Origin of the sequence: Bradyrhizobium hereditatis, from assembly GCF_020329435.1 — a bacterium.
GTDB classification, from domain to species: domain Bacteria; phylum Pseudomonadota; class Alphaproteobacteria; order Rhizobiales; family Xanthobacteraceae; genus Bradyrhizobium; species Bradyrhizobium hereditatis.
In genome coordinates this window covers 157,501-183,996 of record NZ_JAGKJK010000005.1, presented here as the reverse complement: position 1 = coordinate 183,996, position 26,496 = coordinate 157,501, and the positions used below count along the sequence as shown (strand labels likewise).

The window sequence follows — 26,496 nt, the reverse complement described above, 5'->3', positions numbered from 1 at the left end:
ACAGACGGCATATGTGTGTGTTGAGCCGAACCCAAAATCGCGCAATCCCGTCTGATTATATAACTCCCCAGAACACCCCAAAGTTCCGGAGCCAGCAGGTGTGCCGGTTGCCGACTTTGGTCGTCGATGTCCGGTGCGGGTCACGAGCGTCGTTTTGAAAGTCGGCCGGGCACTTCCGGTTTACCGCCAATAATCGGACGTCCCTAGTGTCGGCCGCCACTTCGCAAAAGTGTCCAGACGACCGGCGATAGTCGCGTACGGCAAAACCGTGTGGTCCTCGCACCCGTTGCTGGTGTCGAGCCGTCGGTGGCGAAACGCAATGACGACTGCGAGAGCGTATCGCTCACTCCGCCTTCTTCAGCGGCGGATGCGGCCGGCCAAAATCCGGCGCTGCCGAATCCTGGCCGATCTCGACGATACCGCGGCGGATAGCGCGGGTGCGGGTGAAGTGGTCGAACAGCGCCTCGCCGTCGCCGCGGCGGATGGCGCGGGTGAGTTTCGAGAGGTCTTCGTTGAAGGTGCCGAGCATTTCCAGCACGGCCTCCTTGTTGTTCAAGAACACGTCGCGCCACATCGTAGGATCCGACGCGGCAATGCGGGTGAAATCGCGGAAACCGCCGGCGGAAAACTTGATAACTTCTGAGGACGTCACCTGCGCCAGCTCGTCGGCCGTGCCGACGATGGTGTAGGCGATCAGATGCGGCAGGTGGCTCGTGATCGCCAGCACCAGGTCGTGATGATCCGGCGTCATGGTCTCGACCTTGGCGCCCATCGCGGCCCAGAATGCGCGCAGCGCTTCGACCGCCATGGGATCGGTCCCCTCGGGCGGCGTCAGGATGCACCAGCGATTGATGAAGAGTTCGGCGAAGCCGGAATCCGGGCCCGAATGTTCGGTGCCGGCCACCGGGTGCGCCGGAACGAAGTGGACGCTATCAGGCAGATGCGGCGCCATCTCGCGGATGATCGCGCCCTTGACCGAGCCGACGTCGGAGACGATCGCACCCGCTTTCAGGTGTGGCGCAATCTCTTGCGCGACCGCCCCGCAGGCGCCGACCGGAATGCAGAGAATCACGAGATCGGCGTCTTTAACGGCTTCCGCGTTGGTCTCCAGCACGCGGTCGACGATATTGAGTTCGACCACCCGCGCGCGCGTCTTTTCCGAGCGGGCCGTGGTGACGATTTCGCTGGCGAGCCCTTCGGCCCGCGCCGCGCGCGCGATCGAGCCGCCGATCAGGCCGAAGCCGATCAGCGCGACGCGTCGGAAGATCGGTGCCGCGCTCACTTGACTGCTCACTTGGCGGCCATGAAGTCGCGCAAGGCATCGACGACGAGGCGGTTGGCCTCCTCGGTGCCGATGGTCATGCGCAGCGCGTGCGGCAGGCCGTAATTCCTGAGCGCCCGTAGCACCAGGCCGCGCTTGGTCAGGAACGCATCCGCATCCTCCGCGGTCTTGCCCTTCTCCGTGGGGAAGTGGATCAGCACGAAGTTCGCGACGCTCGGCGTCACCTTGAGCCCGAGCTTGCCGATCTCTTCCGTCAGCCAGTTGCGCCACTCCTCGGTGAACGCCTTCGACTTCTGGACATGTGCAGTGTCCTCGATCGCGGCGACCGCCGCCAGCATCGCTGGCGTCGAGACGTTGAATGGGCCGCGGATGCGGTTGACGGCATCGACGATGTGCGCCGGGCCGAACATCCAGCCGACGCGCAACGCCGCCAGCCCGTGAATCTTGGAGAAGGTGTGCGTCATCACGGTGTTTTCCGTGGTCGCCACCAGCTCGAGGCCAAGCTCGTAGTCGTTGCGCGACACGTAGTCGGAATAGGCGGCGTCGAGCACCAGCAGCACATGCGGCGGCAAGCCGGCGCGAAGCCGCTTGACCTCGTCGAACGGCACATAGGTCCCGGTCGGATTGTTCGGATTGGCGAGCCACACCAGTTTTGTGCGCGGCGTGACGCGCGCCAGGATGGCGTCGACGTCGGCGGTGAAATTGGTCTCGGGCGCGATGACGTTCTTGGCGCCGTTCGCCATGGTGGCGATCGGATACACCAAAAAGCCGTGCGTGGTGGAGATCGCCTCATCGCCCTGGCTGAGATAGGTATGCGCCAGCAGATTGAGAATTTCATCCGAGCCGGCGCCGCAGATGATGCGGTTGGGATCGAGCCCGTAGGCGCGGCCGATCGCCTCGCGCAGCACCTTTGAGGTTCCTTCCGGATAATCCTCCAAATGCTCCGCCGCGTCCTTGTACACTTGCATCGCCTTCGGCGACGGTCCGAACGGGGTCTCGTTGGCGGACAGCTTGAACACCTTGCGGCCCGGCTCCGGCACCGGCGTCTTGCCGGGCGTGTAGGGCGCAATATCGAGAATGCCGGGATTCGGCACGGGGCGGTTCATCTTCAACTCCGGAAATGTCGGGGCGGTGATTTAAGGCGTCGCCGACCCGTTCGGGGGCACCGTATAGCGCGTTGCGTGGCTGCCGACGAGAGCCGACGAGCGCACCGAGGCGCCGGCCTGGATCAGGGCAGCCTTGATCTTCTCAAAGCCAGAGCCGGCGTCCGATACCAGAAGCGCCGCGCCATCGAAGGCGGTATCGGGCACAGCCACGATTTCGGCAAGCGGTGCCACCGCGCGGGCGATATCGGCATTCCACCCCGCGACGCGGACGCTCCAGGTCTGCACTTCCGTCACCATGGCATCGTCAGCGACCCGCGAGATCACGAACACTGGCAGCGCTGCCGGATGATCGGCGCGTTCGAGGAACGGCAGGCGGGCGATGATCTTTGGCGCGCCGTCCGCCTCGAGCAGATTCCACCACGGCGTCCGGCTCGAGATCGCCGAGACCAGCGCCAGATCGCCTTTCGATTTCGCCACCGCCTCGACAGCGGCCTGCGCGCTGAAATGGCCCACATAAGGCACGACGAAGCCGAAGTGAAACCGCGCTGAATCCCGCATCGCGGATTCGCCGACGGAGACGTCGGCATGCACCGAGAACGGCGCCTGCACGTAAGTGAACGTCGAGATGATGACGCGCCAGATGCTCTCGATGGTGTCGAGTGGCAGGATGCCGCGATGGCGCTCGACCAGGCTGCGCATCATGCTGGCCTCCCGCGCGGGCCGAAACGCGGAGCCGACTTCCTGGGTCTGCTTCACCTGGATCAGGCGATCGATGATGTCGCCACGCGCCATCAAGAGGCGATGGACCTGCTCGTCGATCGCGTCGATCTCCTTGCGCAATGCCTGCAGCGAGGGCGGAGCCGGGGGAGCTTTGGACATCTTAAGAACCTTCAGCGCCGGATCATCCGAAATTACCGGCAAGCATGACATTGCTTAGAAAAGACGGCCGCTGAAAGCAAAGAGAAACGACGGCGCCTAAAGCGGCTGCAGCCCGGTTAACCATGGGTCTGCCTTGACGAAAAGCCCGCTTACGACTAATTTTAAGCCATTCCGTGGTCATTTGAGCCGGCCGGCTTGCAGCCACGTTAAACAACTCGCTAAACAGGCCGGGGACAGAGTTGATCCCGGCCGAACCTTTGTTCAGGCCGGGTTTTTTTATGGCCTGATTTCTGCGTGTTAAGGGCCTCTGCGAGGAGGCGGGTCGGAAGTAATGACAAACCTGCATTCGATACCCAGTCCGTCGATCCTCAGCGAGGATCGTGCGCACGAGGCCGATCATCCGACGTCGCTGGTGGCGAAGTTCGAGCCGGACCAGCCGCTCAAGCTCGACTGCGGCGTCGATCTCGCCCCGTTTCAGATCGCCTATCAGACCTATGGCGAACTCAACGCCGACCGCACCAATGCCATTCTGATCTGCCACGCGCTGACCCTCGACCAGCATGTCGCCAACGTGCATCCCCTGACCGGCAAGGCTGGCTGGTGGGAAATCATGGTCGGTCCCGGTCGACCGCTCGATACCGAGAAATATTTCATCATCTGTTCGAACGTGATCGGCGGCTGCATGGGATCGACCGGCCCGGCCTCGACGAATCCGGCCACCGGCAAGGTATGGGGGCTGGATTTTCCGCTCATCACCATTCCCGACATGGTCCGCGCGCAGGCCATGCTGCTCGATCGTCTCGGCATCGAAACACTGCTCTGCGTGATCGGCGGCTCGATGGGCGGCATGCAGGTGCTGCAATGGACGGCCGCCTATCCGCATCGCGTGTTCTCGGCGCTGCCGGTCGCCTGCTCGACGCGCCATTCGGCGCAGAACATTGCGTTTCACGAACTGGGCCGGCAGGCCGTGATGGCCGATCCAGACTGGCATCACGGGCGCTATTTCGAACGCAGCACGCAACCGCATCGCGGGCTCGCGGTTGCGCGGATGGCAGGACACATCACCTATCTGTCGGACGCGGCGCTGCATCGCAAGTTCGGCCGGCGCATGCAGGACCGTGACCTGCCGACTTTTTCGTTCGACGCCGATTTCCAGGTCGAGAGCTATCTGCGCTATCAGGGTTCGTCCTTTGTCGAGCGTTTCGACGCCAACAGCTATCTCTATCTGACGCGCGCGATGGATTATTTCGACATCGCCGCCGACCATGGCGGCGTGCTGGCAAAGGCGTTCACCGGCATCAAGACGCGGTTCTGCGTGGTGTCGTTCACCTCGGACTGGCTGTTTCCGACTTCGGAGTCGCGCGCTTTGGTGCATGCGCTGAACGCGTCGAGCGCGCGGGTGTCGTTTGCGGAGATCGAGACCGATCGCGGCCACGACGCCTTCCTGCTCGACGTGCCCGAGTTCTTCGACATCTCGCGCGCCTTCCTGCAATCGGCCGGCAAGGCGCGCGGCCTTAAAAATGGTGGCTGATATGGCGCTTCAGGAACAGACGTTGCCGCTACCGGGCATCGAGCCCGACCGTACCGGCAGCGATCGCACCGATCATCTGCTGGTCGCAAGCATGGTCGAGCGCGGTTCGCGGGTCCTCGACGTCGGCTGCGGCGACGGCGAGCTGCTGCAGCTCCTGGAGAGCCGCGGCATCGACGGCCGCGGCATCGAATTGTCGCGCGAGGGCGTCAACCGCTGCGTCGCCAAGGGCCTTGCGGTGGTGCAGGGCGACGCCGACACCGACCTCGTCAACTATCCCGACGACGCCTTCGACTACGTGATCCTGTCGCAAACGCTGCAGGCGACGCGGCAGCCGAGGGTTGTGCTGGAGAATCTGTTGCGGATCGGCCGGCGCGCCATCGTTTCGTTTCCGAATTTCGGTTTCTGGAAGATGCGGCTGCAGCTTTTGATCGGCGGTCACATGCCGCGCACGGAAAATTTGCCGGCGACCTGGTACGACACCGCCAACATCCACTTCTGCACCATCAAGGATTTCGTCGAGCTCTGCGACGAGATCAACGTCAAGATGGAGCGTGCCGTCGCGCTCGATCTCTACGGCCGCCCGGTGCCGCTGAACCTGCCCTGGTGGGTCTGGAACATGTTCGGCGAGCAGGGCGTGTTTCTGCTGAGCCGCGGCGGGGCGGGGAGGTAAGACCCGAGAATAATGGCCAGCGGCATAAGCGCGCGAAGTAAGGTGAGCACGCAGGTAGGGCTCCCTCCCCCCTTGCGGGGGAGGGTTGGGGAGAGGGGTAAGCCCCGGGCTCCGGCGGAAGAGATACGCGCGCATTTGCAATGGAAGACTTTGGAAGCTTGTTGCTATCCCGTCTAACGACGGAGCAAGCGGCACCCCTCTCCCTAACCCTCTCCCGCAAGGGGAGAGGGAACCCTTCCGCCGGTGCGTCCTCACATGTGCTGGGTGCGCCGAGGCGTTCACTTGCAGAAGCGGTAACGCGAGCCGTAACTCGAAGTGAGGTGAGCACCCTTGTCAGGCTCCCTCCCCCCTTGCGGGGGAGGGTTGGGGAGAGGGGTAAGCCAGGGGCTCCGGCGGAAGAGATACGCGCGCAACGCGGCGCGCACTTGCAATGGAAGATTGCGCGGAGGCCTATTTCCATCCGTCCAACGACGGAGCAAGCGGCACCCCTCTCCCTAACCCTCTCCCGCAAGGGGAGAGGGAACCCATCTGCCGGTGCGTCCCTCACATATCTTCCCCCGCGCCTTGTGCCCGCGGCCTACACCACCGCCGCCACCAGCGACCTCGGATCGCGCACCGGCCATCGGCCAGCTTCGACCAGCGCGATGAAACGCTCCACCATCTCGTTGAACAGCGCCGGCTCTTCGAGATTGAGCACGTGGCCCGACTTCGGAAAGAACGAAAGCCCCGCCGCGGGCAAATGCTTCTTCAGGAACAGGCTCGGTCCGATGCAATTGTCGTCCTCGTCGCCGCAAAGAATCAGCGCCGGCGTCGGCACGCGCCGGATCGCATCGGTCATCGTGTAGATCGACGGCCGCTTGCCCTGAAAGCTGCGCATCGTGTTGGCCGAACCCTTCGCGTCATGACGCGCCAGCGCGGCATAGAAGTCGGCGTGGCCGCGCGGGTCTTTCAACAGGAACGGAATCCGGCTCGGCGCCTCCCGCGTCACCTTGGCGACCTCGACTGAGCCGATCGCCTCATACTGCTCGGCATTGGCGACGCATTGCGCGCGGAAGGCATCGAGATTTTCCAGGTCCGAGCCGGCGCCCACGGCAGCGAGGGTCATCGACAGCGCCCGCGCCGGTGCGTTGAGCGCGACCTGCAGCGAGGAATAGGAGCCCATCGACAGGCCAATGAAGTGCGCTCTTTCGATGCCGAGGTGGTCGAGCACGGCGAGCGCGTCAGTGTAGAAATAGTCGTAGGTGTAGACATCGGCCGATTGCGGCACGTCGGACGGCGGATAGCCGCGCGCCGAATAGGCGATGCAGCGGTGGCCGCGTGAAAAATAGCGCATCTGCGGCTCCCAGTTGGTGTGGTCGGCCGCGAATTCGTGCAGGAAGATGATCGGTGTCCCGCTTCCGGCTTCTTCGAAGTAGAGGCGGACGTCATCCTTGGCGATAGCATGGGGCATTTTACTTCCTCTCGATTTTCTTGTTTTTACGCAACTTCATTACGCGGCGAGCCCTCAAAATCGCAATTAATTCCTGCGGCTGCAATGCGGCGCATTCGTTCCATTTCCGCCATCGAATCTTCGCGGAATCACCCCGAAATTGTTATCCCACCGCCACATGAAATCTTCCTCCCGTCACATCGCCAGACGCAAAACGCCGGCCGCGTTCGTTCGTACGCGAACGCAAAAGGGGAAGGCGGGGGTGTAAAGAGGATCGAGTATGAGTCAGTTGTTTGCGTTTCGCCGGTCGCTTCGTTTCATGGCGCTGGCACTGTGTTCGGCTTCCATCTTCGTATTTGTCTCTCCGGCTTCAGCAAGACCACATCACGGCGCAGGGCGGCACGCTCGCGCCTATCACGCCGGTCATCACGCCAAGCATTATGCATATCGCCACCATCGCCACGTTCGCAGGACGTCGCGCTGGGAGCACGGGGCTGCGCAGATGCAGGCCGGCGGCTTCGCCGAATTCAACCCGAGCTACATACAGGGCGGCCCGCAGATGGCGCCCGCCGGCTTCGGTTCGTCCAACGTCACTGAGGCGCGCGCCGATCGCGGCAGCCGTCGTGCAAGGGCACGGCACGCCGCGCATGAAAAACGCTGGGAGCGTGCGGTCGCACGGATGAATGCGCGCGGGCTGGCCGATGCCAACGCCAGCGTCACGCCCGCTGCAGCCGTCACATCGAATGAAACGGTGACGCCGACCGGCGGCGCCATGGCCACTGGCTACTCCTCGTCGAACATCGTCGCTGAGGCGCGCAAATATCTCGGCGGCAACCCGACGGGACGCGGCAGCCTGTGGTGTGCGCGGTTCATGAACATGGTGCTGCAGCATTCCGGCTATCGCGGCACCGGCTCCGATATGGCGAGCTCGTTCGCGAAATACGGCCAGCGCGTTTCCGGCCCGCAGGTCGGCGCGATTGCGGTGATGACGCGCGGCCGCCGCGGCGGCCATGTCGGCATCATCACCGGCATCGACGCCAAGGGCAATCCGATCATGATCTCCGGCAACAGCGGCAACCGCGTCCGCGAGATGCCGGTCTCGCGCGACCGGATCTACGCCTACGTCATGCCGACGAGCTGAGAGGACATCCAGGCCTCGTAGGGCGGGCAAAGGAGCGCAAGCGACGGGCCCGCCATTCATCCCCGATCGGGCTGCTTGATGGTGGGCACGCGGAGCCGTCATCGGGCGCGCATTCGCGCGACCCCGGTGGCTCGCAATGACGATGATGATAGCCCCGCGCACGCTGCGCTCCCTTCCCCCTTGCGGGGGAGGGCTGGGGAGAGGGGTGGCCGCAACGGCAGTGCGCTGTTTGACTGAGAACGTCGCTGAGCGCCGCCAAATCTCTTCGGTCAGCGCCCGTGGCTTACCCCTCTCCCTAACCCTCTCCCGCAAGGGGAGAGGGAACGCACCTCCCGAAATGGAAAGAGGCCGCCGTGATCAACTATCCACGCGCCGGCTTTAAGCAGCGTCCTTCCCTCACGGCAGCGGCTCGACCTTCGCCGCCATGTCGGGGGCGCGCGTGACGCGGTATGTCGCGTTGCTGCATTTGAGAACCCAGACGACACGGTCCGGCTGGGAGCGCTTTCTGTCCCTCGTGGCGCCGATCGCCTTGTCGCAGGTGAACCCCTGCGTCCGAATCTGAGCCGCCAGCATTGTCTGCGGCGTTTCGGCCGCAACCTGCTGCGCCCGCAGCTGCGGGCTGAAAAGCAAAGCAGCGATAGCCAGGACTAACGATCCCCATGTCTTGCGCATGACCTCATTCCTCCGATCAGACATCCCGCGCCTCTGAGTCACTGAACTATATGGCAAGAACACTGGCGTTGTCTGCTTTGAGAAGTGGTTGAACGTAAAGTCGGTCGCTCCCGCTTCGAGATGGCGGATCGCGTGGCGAGCCTCCAGCGCCCGGATGGCTTCTGGTCCACGTCGCTGCTCGCTCCACCCGACGTAGGCAGCCCGGAATCCAGTTGCACTGGCTTCTTCACCTACGGCCTGGCCGCCGGGGTGAGGATGGGACTTCTCGACGCAAAGCGGTTTAGTCCAGTGATTGAACGAGGCTGGCGAGCTCTGGCATCGGCGACGGTTGACGGCCGGCTCGGCCGCGTGCAGCAGATCGGCGACAGTCCCGACGCCGTTCAGATCACAGACGCCCAGCTCTACGGGTCTGGCGCTCTATTGTTGGCTGCATCTGAACTAGTCCACTAGCCGCAGCGCCAGCGAGCCGCCTCACGCTTTCGCTGCGCCGATCGTGTCGGCCATCTCGGCGTCGCGCGCGCCGAGCGGCTTGTTGCCGCCCTCGGTGGTGTCTTCGGCGGTCTGGTGCTCGATCTCGGCATTCAGTTCGGCGCCCATCAGGATGACGATGGTCGACATCCACATCCACATCATCAGGCCGATTGCTGCGCCGAGCGAGCCGTAGGTCGCATCGTAATGCGCATAATTGGCGAGATAAAAGGAGAGCAGGGCGGAGCCCGCGAGCCAGGCTGCCGTTGCGAACACGCTGCCGACGGTAATCCACTTCCACTGCGGCGCCCGCCGGCTGGGCGCATATCGATAAAGCACGGCAAGCGCCAGCAGCGTCAGAACGACGAGGATCGGCCATCGCCCATAGCGGATGATCGCGTCGGTCACTGCGCTGAGGCCGATCGCCGAGAGAACGAGCGGCAGGGCGACAATCGCGCCGATCGCAACCAGTACCGCGACCAGGCCGCCTACGGTGAAGGCAAGCGAGACCGCGTTGAGCTTGAAGAAGCCGCGTTCCTCCTTTTCCTCATACGCGACGTTGAGCGCGTCGATTACCGCCTTCATACCACCGTTGGCGCTCCATAGCGCCAGCAGGAAGCTGAACGCGAACGCCGCTCCGAGCTTGATGTCGCCCTTGGCCAGCACACGATCGACCTGTTCCTTGACGATATCCATCGCGCCACCCGGCAACAGGGTGCCCAGCGAGGCGAGGTGCTCGTTGACGGTGCTGGCGTTGGCGAACAGGGCGTAGCAAGAGACCAGCGCGGTGATCGCCGGGAAAAGGGCAAGCAGGCCGTAAAACACGACGCCGGCTGCCACCGCGAGAAGCCGGTCTTCGTTCATCTCGTGATAGGTGCGAAGCAGGATGTCCTTCCATCCCTTCCACGGGATCTGCCATGGCGCGACGGCGTGCCGTCCCCGGCTGGCTTGTTCTCCGCGGTCCTCATCATTGTCTTGCTCGGAACGAGTGGCGGTCGCTTCCGGGACGGAAGTATTGCGGGGATCCTGTCGCGGATCGATGTATCCCACATTGGCCATGGCCGACGCTCACCGCAGGATGTCATCCGGTAAATTCCTGCGGCTCACTCCTGTTCCTCGGCGATCAATCTTGTTCGTCCCTGTCCGTATCCGCAAAGCCCTGACGGTATCCGCCTCCAGTCGCTTGGACGCGCCAGGGCGGCCATTGCGCCCGTTGGTCCGCTCGTTCTCGATGAGCAAAGCCAGGCGATAAGAGATGCGCGTCAGCCGGTCGCATTCTGTCAAGCTCGGTTCGCCACGATTGGCGGAGGCTCTGTAGCAGTTCCGTGAAGATGCTTCGTGCCGAATTCGGGATGCAAATACCAGGCGCATCGATGAAGTCATTTCCTGGACCGACGAAGACATCCTGAAACGAACCGATGGTTTAATCGTATCTCAGCCGGAGAACGGGCGGCCTGATCAAGGCCCAGGTGTCTCAAGGCCCAGGTGTCGTCATGTACGAAGATTTTGCTTCATACAGTTTCCTTGCTGTCATTGTCGTAAGTTTGATGGTGGCTTGCACAGCCTTTGTCGCGCTCGGAATCTGAAGTCCAATCGCGAGCGATCTTGAGGCCGCGCAGCGTCAATGCCTGTTGCCATCGAGGCCGACGCAACCGCAAGACCGGCGATGTCCCGCATATCGAATCGTTTCGGCGTGCCAGCGAGCATTGAGTCGATGATCTGCAGATTCCGGGAGCGTCATTGGCGAATTAGAACTTCTCCAAATCGCAATTGCGCGGGACCAGCTTGTTTAGATCCGCGCAGTCTGGAGCAATTCTAGCAATCACCTGTCGAACTCCGAAGATGCCTGCGTTAGAGCGAGGCACCAAAAATCATACCGGCCAAGCCGGCAGGACTCGGGGTAATCGCAGGGTGACACCAACAACGTTCCAACTATCTTCCACTACTCGACTTCAACTCCTGCGAACGATTTGCCTCGGGGCCGTCAGCGGAATCACTCTTCTCCTACCGACAGAAGCTGCACTGGCGCAGTCGGCACTGCCGCCAGTCACTGTGGACGCGCCGCGGGAGCGCGCTCGTCCGGCTGCGGCGCAGCCATCACGCCGCGCTTCGACCACGCGCGGCGTACGCGCCACTCGCGCAGCGCGCGCGCCGCAAGCGGCACCGGTTGCGGCCGAATCAGGTCCCGGCGCCGGCGAACGCGCCAATGGTCCTGTTCGAGGTTTCGTTGCGACCCGCACCGGCACTGCGACCAAGACCGACACGCCAATCATCGAAACCCCACAGTCGATTTCCGTCGTTACCACCGACCAGATCAGGAACCAGGGAGCGGAATCGGTCGGGGCAGCGCTGCGCTACACCGCGGGAGTCAGCGGTGACGTCAATGGAGGCTCCGACACGCGCTTCGGCGGACTGCAGATCCGCGGTTTCGACATGACCATGCCGGGTCTTTATCTTGATGGCCTGCGGGTACCCAGCAGCACCTATGTGCATTTCCTCGGCCTAGAATCGTACGGCGCCGAGCGTCTCGAAGTGTTGAGGGGCCCATCCTCGGTCATGTATGGCGGCAGCGGAACCGGCGGCATTCTCAACTATGTCAGCAAACTGCCGACGGCCAGCCAGTTCGGCGAAGTGTCGGTGTCGGGCGGCAGTTTCAATCGCTATCAGGGCCAATTTGACCTCGGAGGTCCCGCCAATAAGGAGGGCACCGTCTTGTGGCGCCTGACCGGCGTCGTCCGCGACGGCGAAACCCAGGTCGACTTCACAAGGGACAACCGCGTCTTCATCGCGCCGGCGGTGACGATCAAACCGAACGACGCCACCACCATCACGCTGCTGGCCAGTTACCAAAAGGACACTGCGGGCTGGGGCCTGCAATTCCTGCCGGCATCGGGCACGGCGTTTGCCAATAACGGCCGCTTCATCCGCAATACGTTTTTCGGCGGCGAACCCAATTTCAACCGGTTTGATACCGAGCTCGCCACGGCCGGATACCTGCTCTCGCACGACATCAACGAGGCGTTCACCGTCCGTCAGAACCTGCGTTATGCGTGGATGCACAACGAACAGCAGAGCTTCTACGGCACTGGCTATGCCTCGGCGGCCGACGAAGCCGCAGGACTGATGTCGCGCTATGGCGCAGGTGGTGCATCGACCATCAACTCCTTCGCTGTGGACAATCAGCTCCAGGGCAAGTTCGTGACGGGCATCCTGAGTCACACCACGTTGTTTGGCATCGACTACCGCAACACCTCGTTCCGGGACGCCGCTTCAGGGTACAGCACCGGTAAGATCAACGTATTTGCGCCCGTCTACACCAACACCTGGACTAATGACGGCCCTTACGACGATAAGGGCATCAAGCAGTCACAGGTCGGGCTCTACGCTCAGGATCAGATCAAGCTCGGCCGGCTCTCATTCCTGCTGGGTGGCCGACAGGACTTTGCCTCAACCGATCTCGACAATCTTCTCGCCCGATCTTCAGCATCGACGAGCGCTTCGGCGTTCACCAGTCGGGCGGCTGTGATGTACAATTTCGACAACGGGATCGCGCCCTATTTCAGCTATGCCGAATCGTTCCTGCCGGTGCTCAACACCAACGTGGCGGGCGAACTATTGAAGCCGGAAACCGGCGTCCAGTATGAAGTCGGCGTCAAGTATCAGCCGGTCGGGATCAATGCTTTGATTACCCTGGCGGCCTTCGATCTGACACGCTCCAACGTCGTCACCTTCGCGCCTCCGTCGTACTTCGCCGAGCAGACCGGACAGGTGAACTCGCGCGGTATCGAACTCGAGGGCACGGCGACGCTGACAGAAGGCCTCAACGTCCGCGGCGCCTACTCCTACATCGATGCCGTGCTCACGCAGGATCCGGTCAACGTCGGCAAGGCGCCGACCACCGTGCCGCTCAACCGGTTCTCGCTGTGGAGCGACTACACGGTGCAGGGTGGCCCGCTCGCCGGCGTCCAGGTCGGCGGCGGCGTCCGTTATGTCGGCTCGACCTTCGGCGACGATGCCAACACCTTCAAGGTGCCGGCATCGACCGTGGTCGACGCGCTGCTGGCCTACACCAAGGACAACTATCGCCTGGCGCTGAACGTCACCAACATTGGCGACACCCGCTATGTCGCGGCCTGCTACGGCTACACGAGTTGCTTCTATGCCGAGGGCCGCAAGGCGATCGCGAAGCTGACCTATCGATGGTAGCTCGGCCGCGGAATGCGACGCATACATCACCGGCGGTCAATCGACCGGCGGTGATGTTTGCTCATTGGGGCACACAACAGCACGGGCGAAAGCCATGAAATCGATCTTTGGGCGACTGCACCGCTGGGCCGGCCTTCTCACCGCCGGCTTTCTGTTTTTCTCAGGCGTTACCGGCGCGATCATCTCGTGGGATCACGAGATCGACGACTTCCTGAACAAGGACCTGGTCGACGTGACCAGCAGCGGTCCTGCGATTCCCTCCGTCGAGCTTGTCAAGCTGATCGAGCAGCGAGATCCGCGCGCGCGCGTCGTCCACATGTTCATGACCCCGGAAAAAGGCGAATCGCTGTGGTTCTTCGTGCTGCCGCGGATCGATCCCGCCACCGGCAAGCGGTTCAACCTGGATTACAATCAGATTTTCCTCGATCCGAATACGGGGGCGGAGCTCGGACGGCGTTACTGGGGCGCCGTGTGGCCGGTGACACGCGCCAACTTCGTCTCGTTCCTCTACAAGCTTCACTACACCATGCACATTCCGGAATTCTGGGGCAGCGATCGCTGGGGCATGCGCGTGCTTGGTGTCATCGCGATCATCTGGACCATCGATTGCTTCATCGGCTTCTATCTGACCCTGCCGTCCCGTCGCCGCGCCAGGGCGGAGCGGGCACCTGCCGTTGCGCGCGAACTCTCCCGTGGCTTCTGGGCGCGCTGGGCGCCGGCCTGGAAGATCAAGACATCAGGCAGTGCCTATCGGATCAATTTCGATATCCACCGCGCTTTCGGCCTGTGGACCTGGGGACTGCTGTTCGTCATTGCCTTCACGGCATTCTCGCTCAACCTGTATTTCGAGGTGTTCTCGCCGCTGATGAAGACGGTTTCCAACTACACACCGACACCGTATGAGCAGCGTCCGTACCGTCACCTCGACGATCCGATCGAGCCGAAGGTCACGTTTGCGGATATCGCCGCGCGTGCAGCGGCTGACGGCAAGAGCAGGGGATGGACTACGCCTGTCGGCTCGATCAATTACGGTCCGGCCCATGGCGTGTATGCCGCAGCCTTCTTCCATCCCGGCGACGATCATGGTGCCGGCGGCGTCGGCCCCGCGCAGCTCTATTATGACAGCGAAGACGGTCGGCCGATCGGCGAGCGACTGCCGTGGGTCGGCACTGCCGCCGACATCTTCGTGCAGGCACAATTCCCGCTGCATTCCGGCCGTATCCTTGGGCTGCCCGGCCGCATCCTGATCTCGGCGATGGGGCTGGTGGTTGCGGCGCTATCGGTGACCGGTGTCGTGATCTGGTGGCGTAAGCGCCGTGCCCGTGTCCGGGTGCGTGCGACCGCTGCAGCACGCTCGAGCGGCCGCCTCGCACCGGCGGAATAGTTGGCCATCACGATTTGCGATGCGTCGCGACCGTTGCGTCGAACGCTGTCAAGACGAACTTCGCTGCTACCGAATTGATGCGGACCTAAAGCGGTTGCGCGAAAAATCTAATTTGCCGAACAGATTCAATCTGATTTGGGTGGTCCAGTCGTCTTCGCAATAATAAAGAGCTTCCCTTTTCCCCCAAATCAGCGGCATTTTCCGCCCCGTCCCGCCTCGACAAGAGGGGCGTATCGCGATCGTCACGAACGCGAGGCGGGATGCGGTGGACGCAAGGGCGTCGGCGCACAGAGTGGTCGCAGGGTGAGATGAACCTCATGAGCGGCAAACGGTGCGCACGATGACGGCGCCCGATGCGTACGGCAAAACCGTGTGGTCCTGACACCCGTGGCTGGTGCCAAGCTGCCGGTGGTGAACTCAATCCAACCGGATTGATTTGGCCATCAAGCCGGCAGTGACGGAGGCCAGAGGAATTCGGCTCCGGGGAGATCGCGGCATAAGCCGTCAAACCATTGCGCAGGGAATGCCGGAGTGCTTCGGCTGTACCTGTATGCTCGTGTGCGTTTTGCTTTGCGCATATTGCACACGAGACCGCGGGTGCAGCGTGCACCCGGCATTCCCTGCTCCCTCTCGCTGGGGAGACAAGTTTCTTGGCAAAGCTCGGACGCAAGTCGCGTCGCGAGAACGCTGGCACACATTCACCTGTCATCGTCCGCGAAGGCGGACGATCCAGTATTCCAGAGGCGTCAATGATTGAACCGATGAGCCGCGGCGTACTGGATCCCCCGCCTACGCGGGGGATGACGATCGAATGTTGCGTCGCTGTTCCTGCGTCATTGCGAGCGGAGCGAAGCAATCCATCTGTCCCCGAGCCGAGATATGGATTGCTTCGCTGCGCTCGCAATGACGCGGATAGGTCGTTGCGCACCCCGCATGCGCGGAGTAGCCGCCCTACAACAACTCCGGCGCTTCCGCAGCGATCACGTCACCGGTCGCAATCGTGCCGCCCGTGATCACCTCGGCATAGATGCCGCAATCGCCGTGACCGAGCTGGCGCTGCAGCGCCTGGGGGATGGCGAGGTCGCGCTGGGCGGTATCGGGATCGACGTTGACGGCGGCGCAGCGGACGATGCGCTTCACGATCCTGAGCCTGACATCGCCGATCGCCAGCGTCTGATCGAGGAGGTCGAATTCGTGCCAGGCCGGCCAGCCCTCGACATAGAGGTTGCCTCGGAAGCGAAGCGGATGGACCGGTGCGCCGACGATATCCTCGATGGCGCGGACGCTGGCGAGATTGATGATGGACACGACCTTGCGGGCGACGTCCGAAAAGCTGTGGCCGGGGCTCTCCAGCACCTTTGGCGGGCCCTTGATCTGGCCGGCAAAGGCGGTGGCGAAGAAGTTCTCGATCGCGGCGCGACCCTCTGGCGTTGCGAGGTTGCCCTGGGCGGCGATCTCGCCGTTTCGGCGGATGGTCAGGAGGTGGCTCGCATCATCGAAATGAGTGCGCAGGCCGGCCAGCCATTCATCGCGCATCAGCATCAGGAAATGCGGCTTCGCCAGCCATTTCGGCTCGGCAGGATCGAATCCGGACGGGCCGTTCTCGATGGCGTAGCGGCGGTCGGCCAGCAGGGTTTGTCCCGGCTTGAGCTCGGCCCGGGTCAGTTGCTCCGGGGTAAGGCCCTTAACGGGGTAGCGGTAGATTTCGGCGATCTTGGCAGGGAACGTATCAGGCATGCGGCTTCTTAAGGGATTCCCTAACGCTTGGCCACACCTCGAAATTGCGGCCAGGGCCTCTTCCGTTTTGCACGGCAGTTCCCACATTTGCGTCAAGCCTGAAAACAGGGCGACGACCCGCGGCCGCTTGAGGAATGTCAACGCGGTCCGCGTATCCCCCAATGAAGATGCCGCAATCATGCCTCAGGGGTGAGGGCGGTAGGCCGAGGGAAACAAACCGATGAATATTGAAAAATACACCGAGCGCGCGCGTGGCTTCATCCAGTCTGCGCAGTCGCTCGCCATGCGCGACGGACATCAGCAGTTCTCGTCGCTGCATGTGCTGAAAGTGCTGCTTGATGACAGCGAGGGGCTGGCCGCAGGTCTGATCGACCGTGCCGGCGGCAACTCCCGCGCCATCCTCAAGGCGACCGAGGATGCGCTGAAGAAGTTGCCGAAAGTCTCGGGAAGCGGCGCCGGGCAGATCTATCTTGCCCCCGATATGGCGCGCGCCTTCGACGCGGCGGAAAAGGCCGCCGAAAAGGCCGGCGACAGTTTTGTCACGGTCGAGCGGCTGCTTTTGGGGCTGACGCTGGAGAAGAACGGCGAGGCCGGGAACATCCTGAGCAAGGGCGGGGTCACGCCGCAAAACCTCAACGCGGCGATCGAAAGCCTGCGCAAGGGCCGCAGCGCCGATAGCGCCACGGCCGAAAACGCTTATGACGCGCTGAAGAAATATGCGCGCGACCTCACGCAGGCGGCGCGCGATGGCAAGCTCGATCCGGTGATCGGGCGTGACGAGGAAATCCGCCGCACCATCCAGGTGCTCTCCCGCCGCACCAAGAACAATCCGGTGCTGATCGGCGAGCCCGGTGTCGGCAAGACCGCCATCGTCGAGGGCCTGGCGCTGCGCATCCTCAACGGCGACGTGCCGGAGAGCCTGAAGGACAAGAGATTACTGGTCCTCGACATGGGCGCGCTGATCGCGGGTGCCAAATACCGCGGCGAATTCGAGGAGCGGCTGAAGGCCGTCCTGCAGGAGGTTACCTCCGCGGAGGGCTCGATCATTCTGTTCATCGACGAGATGCACACGCTGGTCGGTGCCGGCAAGGCCGACGGCGCGATGGATGCCTCCAACCTGCTGAAGCCCGCGCTGGCGCGCGGCGAGTTGCACTGCATCGGCGCCACCACGCTCGACGAATACCGCAAGCATGTGGAGAAGGACGCCGCGCTGGCGCGCCGGTTCCAGCCGATCTTCGTCTCCGAGCCGACGGTCGAGGATACCATCTCGATCCTGCGCGGACTGAAGGACAAGTACGAGCAGCACCACGGCGTTCGCATCACCGATTCTGCGCTTGTGGCCGCGACCACGCTGTCGAACCGCTACATCACTGATCGCTTCCTGCCCGACAAGGCCATCGACCTTGTGGATGAGGCTGCAGCGCGGCTGAAGATGCAGGTCGATTCCAAGCCGGAAGAACTCGATTCGATGGACCGGGAAATCATCCGGCTCAAGATCGAGCAGGAGGCGCTGAAGAAGGAAACCGATGCCGGTTCGAAAACCCGCCTGCAGGCGCTGGAAAAGGAACTGGCCGACCTCGAGGAGAAATCGGCGGCGCTCACGGCCCGCTGGAGCGCTGAGAAGAGCAAGCTCTCCGATGCGCAGAAGCTGAAGAGCGAACTCGATACCTTGCGCATTGAACTCGCCAACGCCCAGCGCCGCGGCGAATTCCAGCGCGCGGGCGAACTCGCCTATGGCAAGATTCCCGAGCTGGAAAAGCGGCTCGCCGAACTCGAAGCCAAGGAGGACGTCGGCGAGATGATGGAGGAGGCGGTCACCGCCAACCATGTCGCGCAGGTGGTCTCGCGCTGGACCGGCGTGCCCGTCGACAAGATGCTGGAGGGCGAAAAGGACAAGCTCCTGAAAATGGAGAACGCCCTCGGCAAGCGCGTCGTCGGCCAGGCCGAAGCCGTTCGCGCGGTGGCGACCGCGGTACGGCGTTCGCGCGCCGGGCTGCAGGACCCGAACCGGCCGATGGGCTCGTTCATGTTCCTAGGCCCTACCGGCGTCGGCAAGACCGAGCTGACCAAGGCGCTCGCGGAATATCTGTTCAATGACGAGACCGCGATGGTCCGCCTCGACATGTCCGAGTTCATGGAAAAGCACTCGGTGTCGCGGCTGATCGGCGCGCCTCCCGGCTATGTCGGCTATGACGAGGGCGGGGCGCTCACCGAGGCGGTGCGGCGGCGGCCCTACCAGGTCGTGCTGTTCGACGAGATCGAGAAGGCACATCCCGACGTCTTCAACGTGCTGCTGCAGGTACTCGACGACGGCCGCCTGACCGATGGTCAGGGCCGCACCGTCGACTTCCGCAACACGCTGATCATCATGACCTCGAACCTCGGTTCGGAATTCCTGGTGAACCAGCCGGAGGGCGAGGACACCATGGCGGTGCGCGAGCAGGTGATGGGGATGGTGCGGGCGCACTTCCGGCCCGAATTCCTCAACCGCGTCGACGAGATCATCCTGTTCCACCGTTTGCAGAAGAGCGAGATGGGTCGGATCGTCGAAATCCAGTTCGCTCGCCTGCAGCGGCTGTTGGAGGATCGCAAGATCACGCTGACGCTGGATAGCGCAGCGCGCGACTGGCTGGCCGCCAAGGGCTGGGATCCGGCGTACGGCGCCCGGCCCCTGAAGCGGGTGATCCAGCGCAATCTGCAGGACCCGCTCGCCGAGATGATCCTCTCGGGCGATGTCGCCGACGGCGATCGCGTCGTGATCTCCTCGGAAGGCAACGTACTGACTTTCAACGGCAAGGCGGCGCAGACCGCCGAGATCGCCCAGTTCGAGGCGCCGGTGCCGAAGCGTAAGCTGAACTAGGGTGCTGGGCTAACGCGAAAACCCCGAACATGCGCCATGTTCGGGTGTTAGCTGCCCGCCATGATCGCTTCAGTCCGATGGGCCGACGGAAGGACCGACTGCGGGCCCCGGCTCACCGGGATCATCGTCCTCGGGCTCGAGCTCCGTCAGGATGTCCACGAGTTCGCGGACCCGGCCGGTCGCGAGCGGCCTGCCTGAATTCAGCATCGGCTCGTCATTGGCTATCCAGGCTTGAGCCTCCGCTAGCTCATCCACCGTGGCGCCAGTTCCGATGATCTGGGCGATCGTGACCTCATCGGCCCCGCTGACTGCCTTGGTGACGTCCTCCCGGGTAATGCGGCTCATGGCGTTGATCCCCTTCAAGTCAGGCTGATACCGCCCGCCGCTAGAAGCGGCGGGCGGTAAGATGTGCAAGGCCGGTCAACGGCCCGTCGTCAGACGAGGCGGGTGCTGGGACATGAGCCAGAGTTCGATGGCGGCAAGCACGGCCACGGCAGCGCCGATCAGCACGTGCACGGTCATCGCGGTTCCCTGGAACCCCAGGACCCAGGCCGAAACCAGCGCCCACAGGCCAACGATCAGGTTAAGCCATTCCTCCCAGACCGCGAATGCCGCCAGCGCCGCGATCGCGAGTATCGCGATCACGAGGCCGGTGATCACGGCGTTCTGAGAAACCTTCCCGGCGTCGAAGCCGAACATCCAGGGCGATACAAACAAGACCGCGCCTAGGATGAGGTTCGCGACGTCGCACAATTTGGCGTTTGTCCAATTCTCCATGACATCCTCCATTGAAGGCTGCCGTTGCAAGTTAACTGGAGAAAGCCGGCTAGGGTTCCACGGGGACTCCTATCGCCGCTGGTCGCCACCCTGGAGCCCGTCCGGAAAAGGCTTCGGTCAGATAGACCGTATCGCCCGGTCCGGCGGCGAGGCTGCCGATCACGGCAGTGCGGTCGTTTAGCGGCTGACTTGGCGCGTCTGCGGCGTCGTGCCGGTGACTTCGGAAACCCGTGCCGAGTTGCCGCGACTGTTCATCTGGGCATCGAGCCGGTCGCGCTCTTTTTCGAAGTTCGCCAGCATGGCGCCTTCGAGCGAGCGGCCGCGCGGCAGCTTGACCCGCATCGGATCGACGAAGCGGCCGTTGACCAGGATTTCGTAGTGGACGTGGGCGCCGGTCGACATGCCCGTCGATCCGACAAAGCCGATCACCTGGCCTTGGCGCACGCGCTTGCCGGGCTCGAGACCCTTGGCAAAGGCCGACATGTGGCCATAGGCGGTCTCGTAGCCGTTGTTGTGTTTCAGGCGGACATATTTGCCGTAGCCGCCTTCCCAGCCGACCTTCTCGACCACGCCGTTGCCGGAGGCGAAAATCGGCGTGCCATAGGGGGTCGCCCAGTCCACGCCGGTATGCATTTTGGTGAAGCCGAGGATCGGATGGCGGCGGCCGCCGAAACCGGAACGCATGATCGCGTTGTTGACGGGCTTGCGAACCAGGAACTTCTTCGCGCTCTTGCCGGTCTCGTCATAGAAGTCGACGACTGAATCGTCGGGGGTCTGGAAGCGATAGTATTTCTTGGTTTCGCCGCCGACGGTCAGTGAAGCGAACAGCACCTCGGTCTTTTCATTGTTGCTGGTGCCTTCGTCCTCGCCGGCAAAGTACACATCGAAGGAGTCGCCCGGCTGCACCTTGCGCTGGAAGTCGACGTCGTAGGAATAGATGCGAACCATGTCCTCGATGACGGCGGCCGGCACCTTGTTGCGCAATGCGGTCTCGTAGATGCTCTGATAGAGCCGCACGCCGCTGCCATCGTCCTCCTCATCGTCGTCATCGTCCTTGCTGGTGGCGGCCTCGGCAACCGTATTCATGCTCTGCACGTCGACGGCGACATATTTGCCGACATCAGACAGCGCGGCGACGGCTTCGACAGTGGTGTCGTTGGCGACGATCACGCGATAGGGCTGCATCCGGGCGCCAGGGCTCAAACTGGAAGGGGCCATCAGGATGCGAATCTTCTGGCCTTCTTTCAGGCCGCCGTCGCGGCCGCGAGGACCCAAGGTCAACGCAACTGCCCGGGCTTCATCGGGCGTCGCACCGAGGTCACGCAGGATCGAAGTGATCGTGTCGCCCTTCTTTACGATGTGAACGCGTTCGCCGGACGGGTTGCCGCCGGTGATCTGCTCCTTGGTCTTGGGCAGCAGGGTGACGTTTTCCGGCACCACGCGGGTCTCGAAGCCGGCATAGGGGTCGGAGACGTTGCCTTCGGTGGCATAGGCGAGCTTGAGATCGGACTGGACGCCGCTGGCGTCGGCGGCGGCATTGGCGAGCGCGGTGTATCGGACCCCGCCCGAGCCGCGCCAGTTCGCGGCGTCCCGTACCCGCATCAGGACTTCATCGAGTGCGACCACGGCGGCGAGCTTCGCCTTGGGCAGCACCGTGGCGAGATCCTTGGTGACGAAGGAAACCTCGGCGTCGGGTTCGACAGCCTCCGGATTGTTCGGATCCTCCGCGGCAGCCTGAGTCGTGCTGCCGACATCAGTCAGCAGACGCTGGGCATTGTACGGCGGGATCTTGGCACTGAGGTCGCTCGTCGTCATCGACAGGTTGCCGGAGATGCGGGTAAACGGCCGCACCCGCATCACGTCGCGGTTTCCAACGCGGGTGACGGTCGAGACCCGCACCACACTGCGCGAAGCCGTGGATTCGCCAGGCGGCGGCAGGCGGTCGCTCTTGTGCAGGGTGGCGGTGCGGTCGTTGGCGCCGAACGCTCCGCGCAACGCGCCCTCGACGCGCTCCGGCACCTTGGCAAAAGTCATTTCGCCGTCGAGGGAGGCAAAAACGGCGCCGCCGATGAGGGCCGCGCCGCAAAGACCGGTCAGGATAGTCCCGCTAAACCATTGTACGGAGACACGGCGGCGATCGATCACCGCAGCTTCGGAGCCATCGACCGAGAGCGGCGGTTCGTGACCGAGATCGATGATCCCGGTCTCGCGTCCATAGCCGCTCCCGCGTGGCGCCTTCTGGCTCAACCCTGTGTCCCCCCAAATTCCATCGACATCCGAAAGACCTTCGCCCGATCCAGACCCACGTTTCCGCCCTTTTGAAGGAAGGAGCGGTTCCGGAACATGGCGCGCCGCACGCACGGAAATTCGGGAATCAGAGGCCAGAAAGATGACCGGCCGGAATCTCGAACGTCAATGGTGTGCAGATCTCTCGAAAGCTTTTCGGCCGCGTGGGAAAGGCGACGGGTTCATCGAGATCGCCTGTCCCGGGTAGAAAAACCACCGGCAGCCCCCACTAGCATTCGGTGATTCCATGCTTACCTTGTAGTCAGATCGTCGCAGGATTGTGGCTCAAGTGCGGCCAAAGGCCCGAAATATAGGGACTTCTTGGCGTCGCAAAAATCTTCGAGGTGATGCGACAATTTGTTGACGATGGGCGTTGACAAGCACGATCGGGCGGGCCTATAACCCGGCCACTGAGCGCGGCGATGCATTGGCCCCGAGGCCAAGGCATCTATTCGCGCCCCGCAAGCTCCTCATTACGATGAGTGACTCAACAGCCGATGACAGTCGGTTGTCATTTGTCGTCGGATGAGGTCCGCGGGAACCTTCCGCAACTGGAAGGGTGGGGTCCCACAGACCCCGGGCTGTTTGACAAGTGAAGATGAAGAAAGAGAAACGTGGACGGCGGAGTCCTTGCGTGGTCTCGAATACTTGAAAACTTCGGTTTTCATCTTTCGGGGCTAGGACGAAAGACTTCGGCGGTACACGTTTAATAGGTTACACCATCGTCGTCAGCGATGTGAATCGCCGGCGATATAATGGTGGGACCTCGTCAAACGTTGTGATCAGCCGGTTCAAGGTTTCAAGTCCAACTTGAGAGTTTGATCCTGGCTCAGAGCGAACGCTGGCGGCAGGCTTAACACATGCAAGTCGAGCGGGCGTAGCAATACGTCAGCGGCAGACGGGTGAGTAACGCGTGGGAACGTACCTTTTGGTTCGGAACAACCCAGGGAAACTTGGGCTAATACCGGATAAGCCCTTACGGGGAAAGATTTATCGCCGAAAGATCGGCCCGCGTCTGATTAGCTAGTTGGTGAGGTAATGGCTCACCAAGGCGACGATCAGTAGCTGGTCTGAGAGGATGATCAGCCACATTGGGACTGAGACACGGCCCAAACTCCTACGGGAGGCAGCAGTGGGGAATATTGGACAATGGGCGCAAGCCTGATCCAGCCATGCCGCGTGAGTGATGAAGGCCCTAGGGTTGTAAAGCTCTTTTGTGCGGGAAGATAATGACGGTACCGCAAGAATAAGCCCCGGCTAACTTCGTGCCAGCAGCCGCGGTAATACGAAGGGGGCTAGCGTTGCTCGGAATCACTGGGCGTAAAGGGTGCGTAGGCGGGTCTTTAAGTCAGGGGTGAAATCCTGGAGCTCAACTCCAGAACTGCCTTTGATACTGAAGATCTTGAGTTCGGGAGAGGTGAGTGGAACTGCGAGTGTAGAGGTGAAATTCGTAGATATTCGCAAGAACACCAGTGGCGAAGGCGGCTCACTGGCCCGATACTGACGCTGAGGCACGAAAGCGTGGGGAGCAAACAGGATTAGATACCCTGGTAGTCCACGCCGTAAACGATGAATGCCAGCCGTTAGTGGGTTTACTCACTAGTGGCGCAGCTAACGCTTTAAGCATTCCGCCTGGGGAGTACGGTCGCAAGATTAAAACTCAAAGGAATTGACGGGGGCCCGCACAAGCGGTGGAGCATGTGGTTTAATTCGACGCAACGCGCAGAACCTTACCAGCCCTTGACATCCCGGTCGCGGGCCCCAGAGACGGGGTCCTTCAGTTCGGCTGGACCGGAGACAGGTGCTGCATGGCTGTCGTCAGCTCGTGTCGTGAGATGTTGGGTTAAGTCCCGCAACGAGCGCAACCCCCGTCCTTAGTTGCTACCATTCAGTTGAGCACTCTAAGGAGACTGCCGGTGATAAGCCGCGAGGAAGGTGGGGATGACGTCAAGTCCTCATGGCCCTTACGGGCTGGGCTACACACGTGCTACAATGGCGGTGACAATGGGATGCTAAGGGGTGACCCTTCGCAAATCTCCAAAAGCCGTCTCAGTTCGGATTGGGCTCTGCAACTCGAGCCCATGAAGTTGGAATCGCTAGTAATCGTGGATCAGCACGCCACGGTGAATACGTTCCCGGGCCTTGTACACACCGCCCGTCACACCATGGGAGTTGGTTTTACCTGAAGACGGTGCGCTAACCGAAAGGGGGCAGCCGGCCACGGTAGGGTCAGCGACTGGGGTGAAGTCGTAACAAGGTAGCCGTAGGGGAACCTGCGGCTGGATCACCTCCTTTCTAAGGATGATCCTTCAGTTCAGCTCACGCTGACTATCGGATCGTTTTAGAAACATCAGGGGCCAATCGATCGCCAGATCATTGAGCTCCATTGGCGGGATTTCGCCGTCTTCGTTTCTCTTTCTTCGCGGACGAACACGCGCCAGGGGCCACAGCGCTGCGCGATGCATCGGCGCGAGCCGATTGCGCGCGAGCATGCCTCTGATCCTCAACTGAGGACAGCGTTAGGGGCTTGTAGCTCAGTTGGTTAGAGCGCGCGCTTGATAAGCGTGAGGTCGGAAGTTCAAGTCTTCCCAGGCCCACCACTTTGATCGAGTGCGAGGCATTCGTCTTCTGGTTACGGGGCCATAGCTCAGCTGGGAGAGCGCGTGCTTTGCAAGCATGAGGTCGTCGGTTCGATCCCGTCTGGCTCCACCAGATGAAATCGAAGATCGAGAGTGTCTCGAATAATCGTCCGCGAAACATCAATTCGCATGCGTGATCCTCACCAGGATGCGTCATGCGTGTTTTCTGACATCGTAAAGAGGAGATCGATCCGAGTTTGGATCAAGCGAAGCAATTCGCCTGATCCAATCACTATCTCCGGGATCATTTCGGCGCTCGCTTCAGTCGTGAGATTGAATGCGGGTTGTAAATGGTCCTTGTTAGCGAAGCCTGACCGCCTCGCTATCGGTTCGATCTTACGAAGCAAGCTGGTCTTTCTAATCAATGTCCGGCTGCGACAATCGCATTCGTCGAGGGTGCGCGCCTTGAGTGGCAGTTGCGCAGACAACATTCTGCCGAGTGTGTGGACATTGATAATGAGAGCAATCAAGTGCCTTAAGGGTGTTCGGTGGATGCCTTGGCGCTGAGAGGCGATGAAGGACGTGCTACGCTGCGATAAGCCGTGGGGAGCTGCGAAGAAGCTTTGATCCGCGGATTTCCGAATGGGGAAACCCACCTTCGATAGCTGGAACTCCAAGATCTCTTGATCTTGGGGTTCGGACAGCAATGTTTGAGACCAAGCCGCGAGGTTTTGGATTTCCAGTTATCAAGTGAAGGTATGAGACTTCCGAATAAAATAGGAGGTTTTAAGCGAACCCAGGGAACTGAAACATCTAAGTACCTGGAGGAAAGGACATCAATCGAGACTCCGTTAGTAGTGGCGAGCGAACGCGGACCAGGCCAGTGATACATCAAAGACAACCGGAACCTGTCAGGAAAGCAGGGCCTCAGAGGGTGATAGCCCCGTACGGGTAATGCGATGATGTATCCACGAGTAAGGCGGGACACGTGCAATCCTGTCTGAACATGGGGGGACCACCCTCCAAGCCTAAGTACTCCTCAGCGACCGATAGCGAACCAGTACCGTGAGGGAAAGGTGAAAAGCACCCCGACGAGGGGAGTGAAATAGACCTGAAACCGGACACCTACAAACAGACGGAGCCCAAGATACGTTCTGGGTGACGTCGTACCTTTTGTATTATGGGCCAGCGACTTAATTTAACGAGCAAGCTTAAGCCGATAGGCGTATGCGCAGCGAAAGCGAGTCTGAACAGGGCGCTAAGTTCGTTGTATTAGACCCGAAACCTAGTGATCTAGCCATGAGCAGGTTGAAGGTGAGGTAACACTCACTGGAGGACCGAACGGGTGCCTGTTGAAAAAGGCTCCGATGACTTGTGGTTAGGGGTGAAAGGCCAATCAAACTGGGAAATAGCTGGTTCTCCGCGAAAGATATTTAGGTATCGCCTCGCACGAATGCTTCGGGGGGTAGAGCACTGGATGGGCTAGGGG

Annotated in this window: 18 protein-coding genes, 2 tRNA genes, 2 rRNA genes and 1 riboswitch (1 of these 23 only partly in view); of the genes, 11 read left to right on the top strand and 11 right to left on the bottom strand. The window is 61.9% G+C overall.

Going from position 1 to position 26,496, the window contains the following annotated elements:
• Positions 1-343: 343 nt before the first annotated feature.
• From J6524_RS13560 to J6524_RS13550, 3 genes are read right to left on the bottom strand one after another with little or no spacing between them, the layout of a single operon-like run.
• Positions 344-1,282, bottom strand: coding sequence for a prephenate/arogenate dehydrogenase family protein (locus tag J6524_RS13560; RefSeq protein WP_225671202.1), 939 nt, complete (start codon positions 1,280-1,282; stop codon positions 344-346).
• 8 nt (positions 1,283-1,290) lie between these two features.
• Positions 1,291-2,388, bottom strand: a complete 1,098-nt coding sequence (hisC, locus tag J6524_RS13555; RefSeq protein ID WP_225671199.1) for a histidinol-phosphate transaminase — start codon at positions 2,386-2,388, stop codon at positions 1,291-1,293.
• A gap of 30 nt (positions 2,389-2,418) precedes the next feature.
• Positions 2,419-3,267 (bottom strand): chorismate mutase, encoded by an 849-nt coding sequence (locus J6524_RS13550; RefSeq protein WP_225671197.1) that lies wholly within the window; start codon positions 3,265-3,267, stop codon positions 2,419-2,421.
• Positions 3,268-3,430: 163 nt separating this feature from the next.
• Positions 3,431-3,510: riboswitch (SAM riboswitch) on the top strand.
• A gap of 88 nt (positions 3,511-3,598) precedes the next feature.
• On the opposite strand from J6524_RS13550, the gene metX reads away from it, so the two are divergent.
• Positions 3,599-4,798: a homoserine O-acetyltransferase MetX gene (metX, locus tag J6524_RS13545; RefSeq protein WP_225671195.1), complete on the top strand. Its 1,200-nt coding sequence runs from the start codon at positions 3,599-3,601 to the stop codon at positions 4,796-4,798.
• A gap of 1 nt (position 4,799) precedes the next feature.
• On the top strand, positions 4,800-5,468 hold the full coding sequence (gene metW, locus J6524_RS13540; protein ID WP_225671193.1) for a methionine biosynthesis protein MetW: 669 nt from the start codon (positions 4,800-4,802) through the stop codon (positions 5,466-5,468).
• Positions 5,469-6,045: 577 nt separating this feature from the next.
• On the opposite strand, the gene J6524_RS13535 is transcribed toward metW, so the two are convergent.
• Complete coding sequence (locus tag J6524_RS13535) at positions 6,046-6,918, bottom strand: alpha/beta fold hydrolase (protein WP_225671191.1); 873 nt, start codon at positions 6,916-6,918, stop codon at positions 6,046-6,048.
• A gap of 259 nt (positions 6,919-7,177) precedes the next feature.
• Between J6524_RS13535 and J6524_RS13530 the strand changes: the two genes are divergently transcribed.
• A complete protein-coding gene (locus J6524_RS13530; RefSeq protein WP_225671189.1) occupies positions 7,178-8,038 on the top strand; it encodes a TIGR02594 family protein in 861 nt (286 codons plus the stop codon).
• Between the two features lie 396 nt (positions 8,039-8,434).
• Here J6524_RS13530 and J6524_RS13525 read toward each other — a convergent pair whose 3' ends face one another.
• Complete coding sequence (locus J6524_RS13525; protein ID WP_225671187.1) at positions 8,435-8,710, bottom strand: hypothetical protein; 276 nt, start codon at positions 8,708-8,710, stop codon at positions 8,435-8,437.
• Positions 8,711-8,830: 120 nt separating this feature from the next.
• Here J6524_RS13525 and J6524_RS37945 point away from each other — a divergent pair, with 120 nt between their 5' ends.
• The gene (locus tag J6524_RS37945) at positions 8,831-9,160 is read left to right on the top strand and encodes a glycoside hydrolase family 88 protein (RefSeq protein ID WP_225671805.1); all 330 of its coding nucleotides are present in this window, start codon (positions 8,831-8,833) and stop codon (positions 9,158-9,160) included.
• A gap of 21 nt (positions 9,161-9,181) precedes the next feature.
• Here J6524_RS37945 and J6524_RS13515 read toward each other — a convergent pair whose 3' ends face one another.
• On the bottom strand, positions 9,182-10,237 hold the full coding sequence (locus J6524_RS13515; protein WP_225671185.1) for a YihY/virulence factor BrkB family protein: 1,056 nt from the start codon (positions 10,235-10,237) through the stop codon (positions 9,182-9,184).
• A gap of 852 nt (positions 10,238-11,089) precedes the next feature.
• On the opposite strand from J6524_RS13515, the gene J6524_RS13510 reads away from it, so the two are divergent.
• Both J6524_RS13510 and fsrB read left to right on the top strand, forming a co-directional pair.
• Entirely contained in the window at positions 11,090-13,384 is a 2,295-nt protein-coding gene (locus J6524_RS13510) for a TonB-dependent siderophore receptor (protein WP_225671184.1), read from the top strand.
• A 94-nt stretch (positions 13,385-13,478) separates the two neighbouring features.
• Positions 13,479-14,768 (top strand): siderophore utilization protein FsrB, encoded by a 1,290-nt coding sequence (gene fsrB / locus J6524_RS13505; RefSeq protein ID WP_225671183.1) that lies wholly within the window; start codon positions 13,479-13,481, stop codon positions 14,766-14,768.
• A gap of 951 nt (positions 14,769-15,719) precedes the next feature.
• Here the strand turns inward: fsrB and J6524_RS13500 are convergent.
• Positions 15,720-16,505 carry an MOSC domain-containing protein gene (locus tag J6524_RS13500; RefSeq protein ID WP_225671182.1) on the bottom strand — a complete coding sequence of 262 codons (786 nt, stop codon included), beginning with the start codon at positions 16,503-16,505 and terminating at the stop codon, positions 15,720-15,722.
• Between the two features lie 220 nt (positions 16,506-16,725).
• On the opposite strand from J6524_RS13500, the gene clpB reads away from it, so the two are divergent.
• The gene (gene clpB / locus J6524_RS13495) at positions 16,726-19,365 is read left to right on the top strand and encodes an ATP-dependent chaperone ClpB (protein WP_225671181.1); all 2,640 of its coding nucleotides are present in this window, start codon (positions 16,726-16,728) and stop codon (positions 19,363-19,365) included.
• A gap of 69 nt (positions 19,366-19,434) precedes the next feature.
• Here clpB and J6524_RS13490 read toward each other — a convergent pair whose 3' ends face one another.
• From J6524_RS13490 to J6524_RS13480, 3 genes are all read right to left on the bottom strand, one after another.
• Positions 19,435-19,710: a hypothetical protein gene (locus J6524_RS13490; protein ID WP_225671180.1), complete on the bottom strand. Its 276-nt coding sequence runs from the start codon at positions 19,708-19,710 to the stop codon at positions 19,435-19,437.
• 75 nt (positions 19,711-19,785) lie between these two features.
• A complete protein-coding gene (locus tag J6524_RS13485) occupies positions 19,786-20,142 on the bottom strand; it encodes an SPW repeat protein (RefSeq protein WP_225671179.1) in 357 nt (118 codons plus the stop codon).
• Positions 20,143-20,319: 177 nt separating this feature from the next.
• A complete protein-coding gene (locus tag J6524_RS13480) occupies positions 20,320-22,389 on the bottom strand; it encodes a M23 family metallopeptidase (protein WP_225671178.1) in 2,070 nt (689 codons plus the stop codon).
• Positions 22,390-23,234: 845 nt separating this feature from the next.
• On the opposite strand from J6524_RS13480, the gene J6524_RS13475 reads away from it, so the two are divergent.
• A 16S ribosomal RNA gene (locus J6524_RS13475) occupies positions 23,235-24,723 on the top strand.
• A 14-nt stretch (positions 24,724-24,737) separates the two neighbouring features.
• Here J6524_RS13475 and J6524_RS13470 read toward each other — a convergent pair.
• A complete protein-coding gene (locus J6524_RS13470; RefSeq protein ID WP_225671177.1) occupies positions 24,738-24,920 on the bottom strand; it encodes a hypothetical protein in 183 nt (60 codons plus the stop codon).
• A 31-nt stretch (positions 24,921-24,951) separates the two neighbouring features.
• Between J6524_RS13470 and J6524_RS13465 the strand changes: the two genes are divergently transcribed.
• The 3 genes from J6524_RS13465 to J6524_RS13455 all read left to right on the top strand — a co-directional run.
• Positions 24,952-25,028, top strand: a tRNA-Ile gene (locus J6524_RS13465).
• A 36-nt stretch (positions 25,029-25,064) separates the two neighbouring features.
• Positions 25,065-25,140, top strand: a tRNA-Ala gene (locus J6524_RS13460).
• A gap of 391 nt (positions 25,141-25,531) precedes the next feature.
• Positions 25,532-26,496, top strand: a 23S ribosomal RNA gene (locus tag J6524_RS13455) (it continues 1,882 nt past the right edge of the window).
• Together the 16S and 23S rRNA genes with 2 tRNA genes alongside form the textbook arrangement of a ribosomal RNA operon.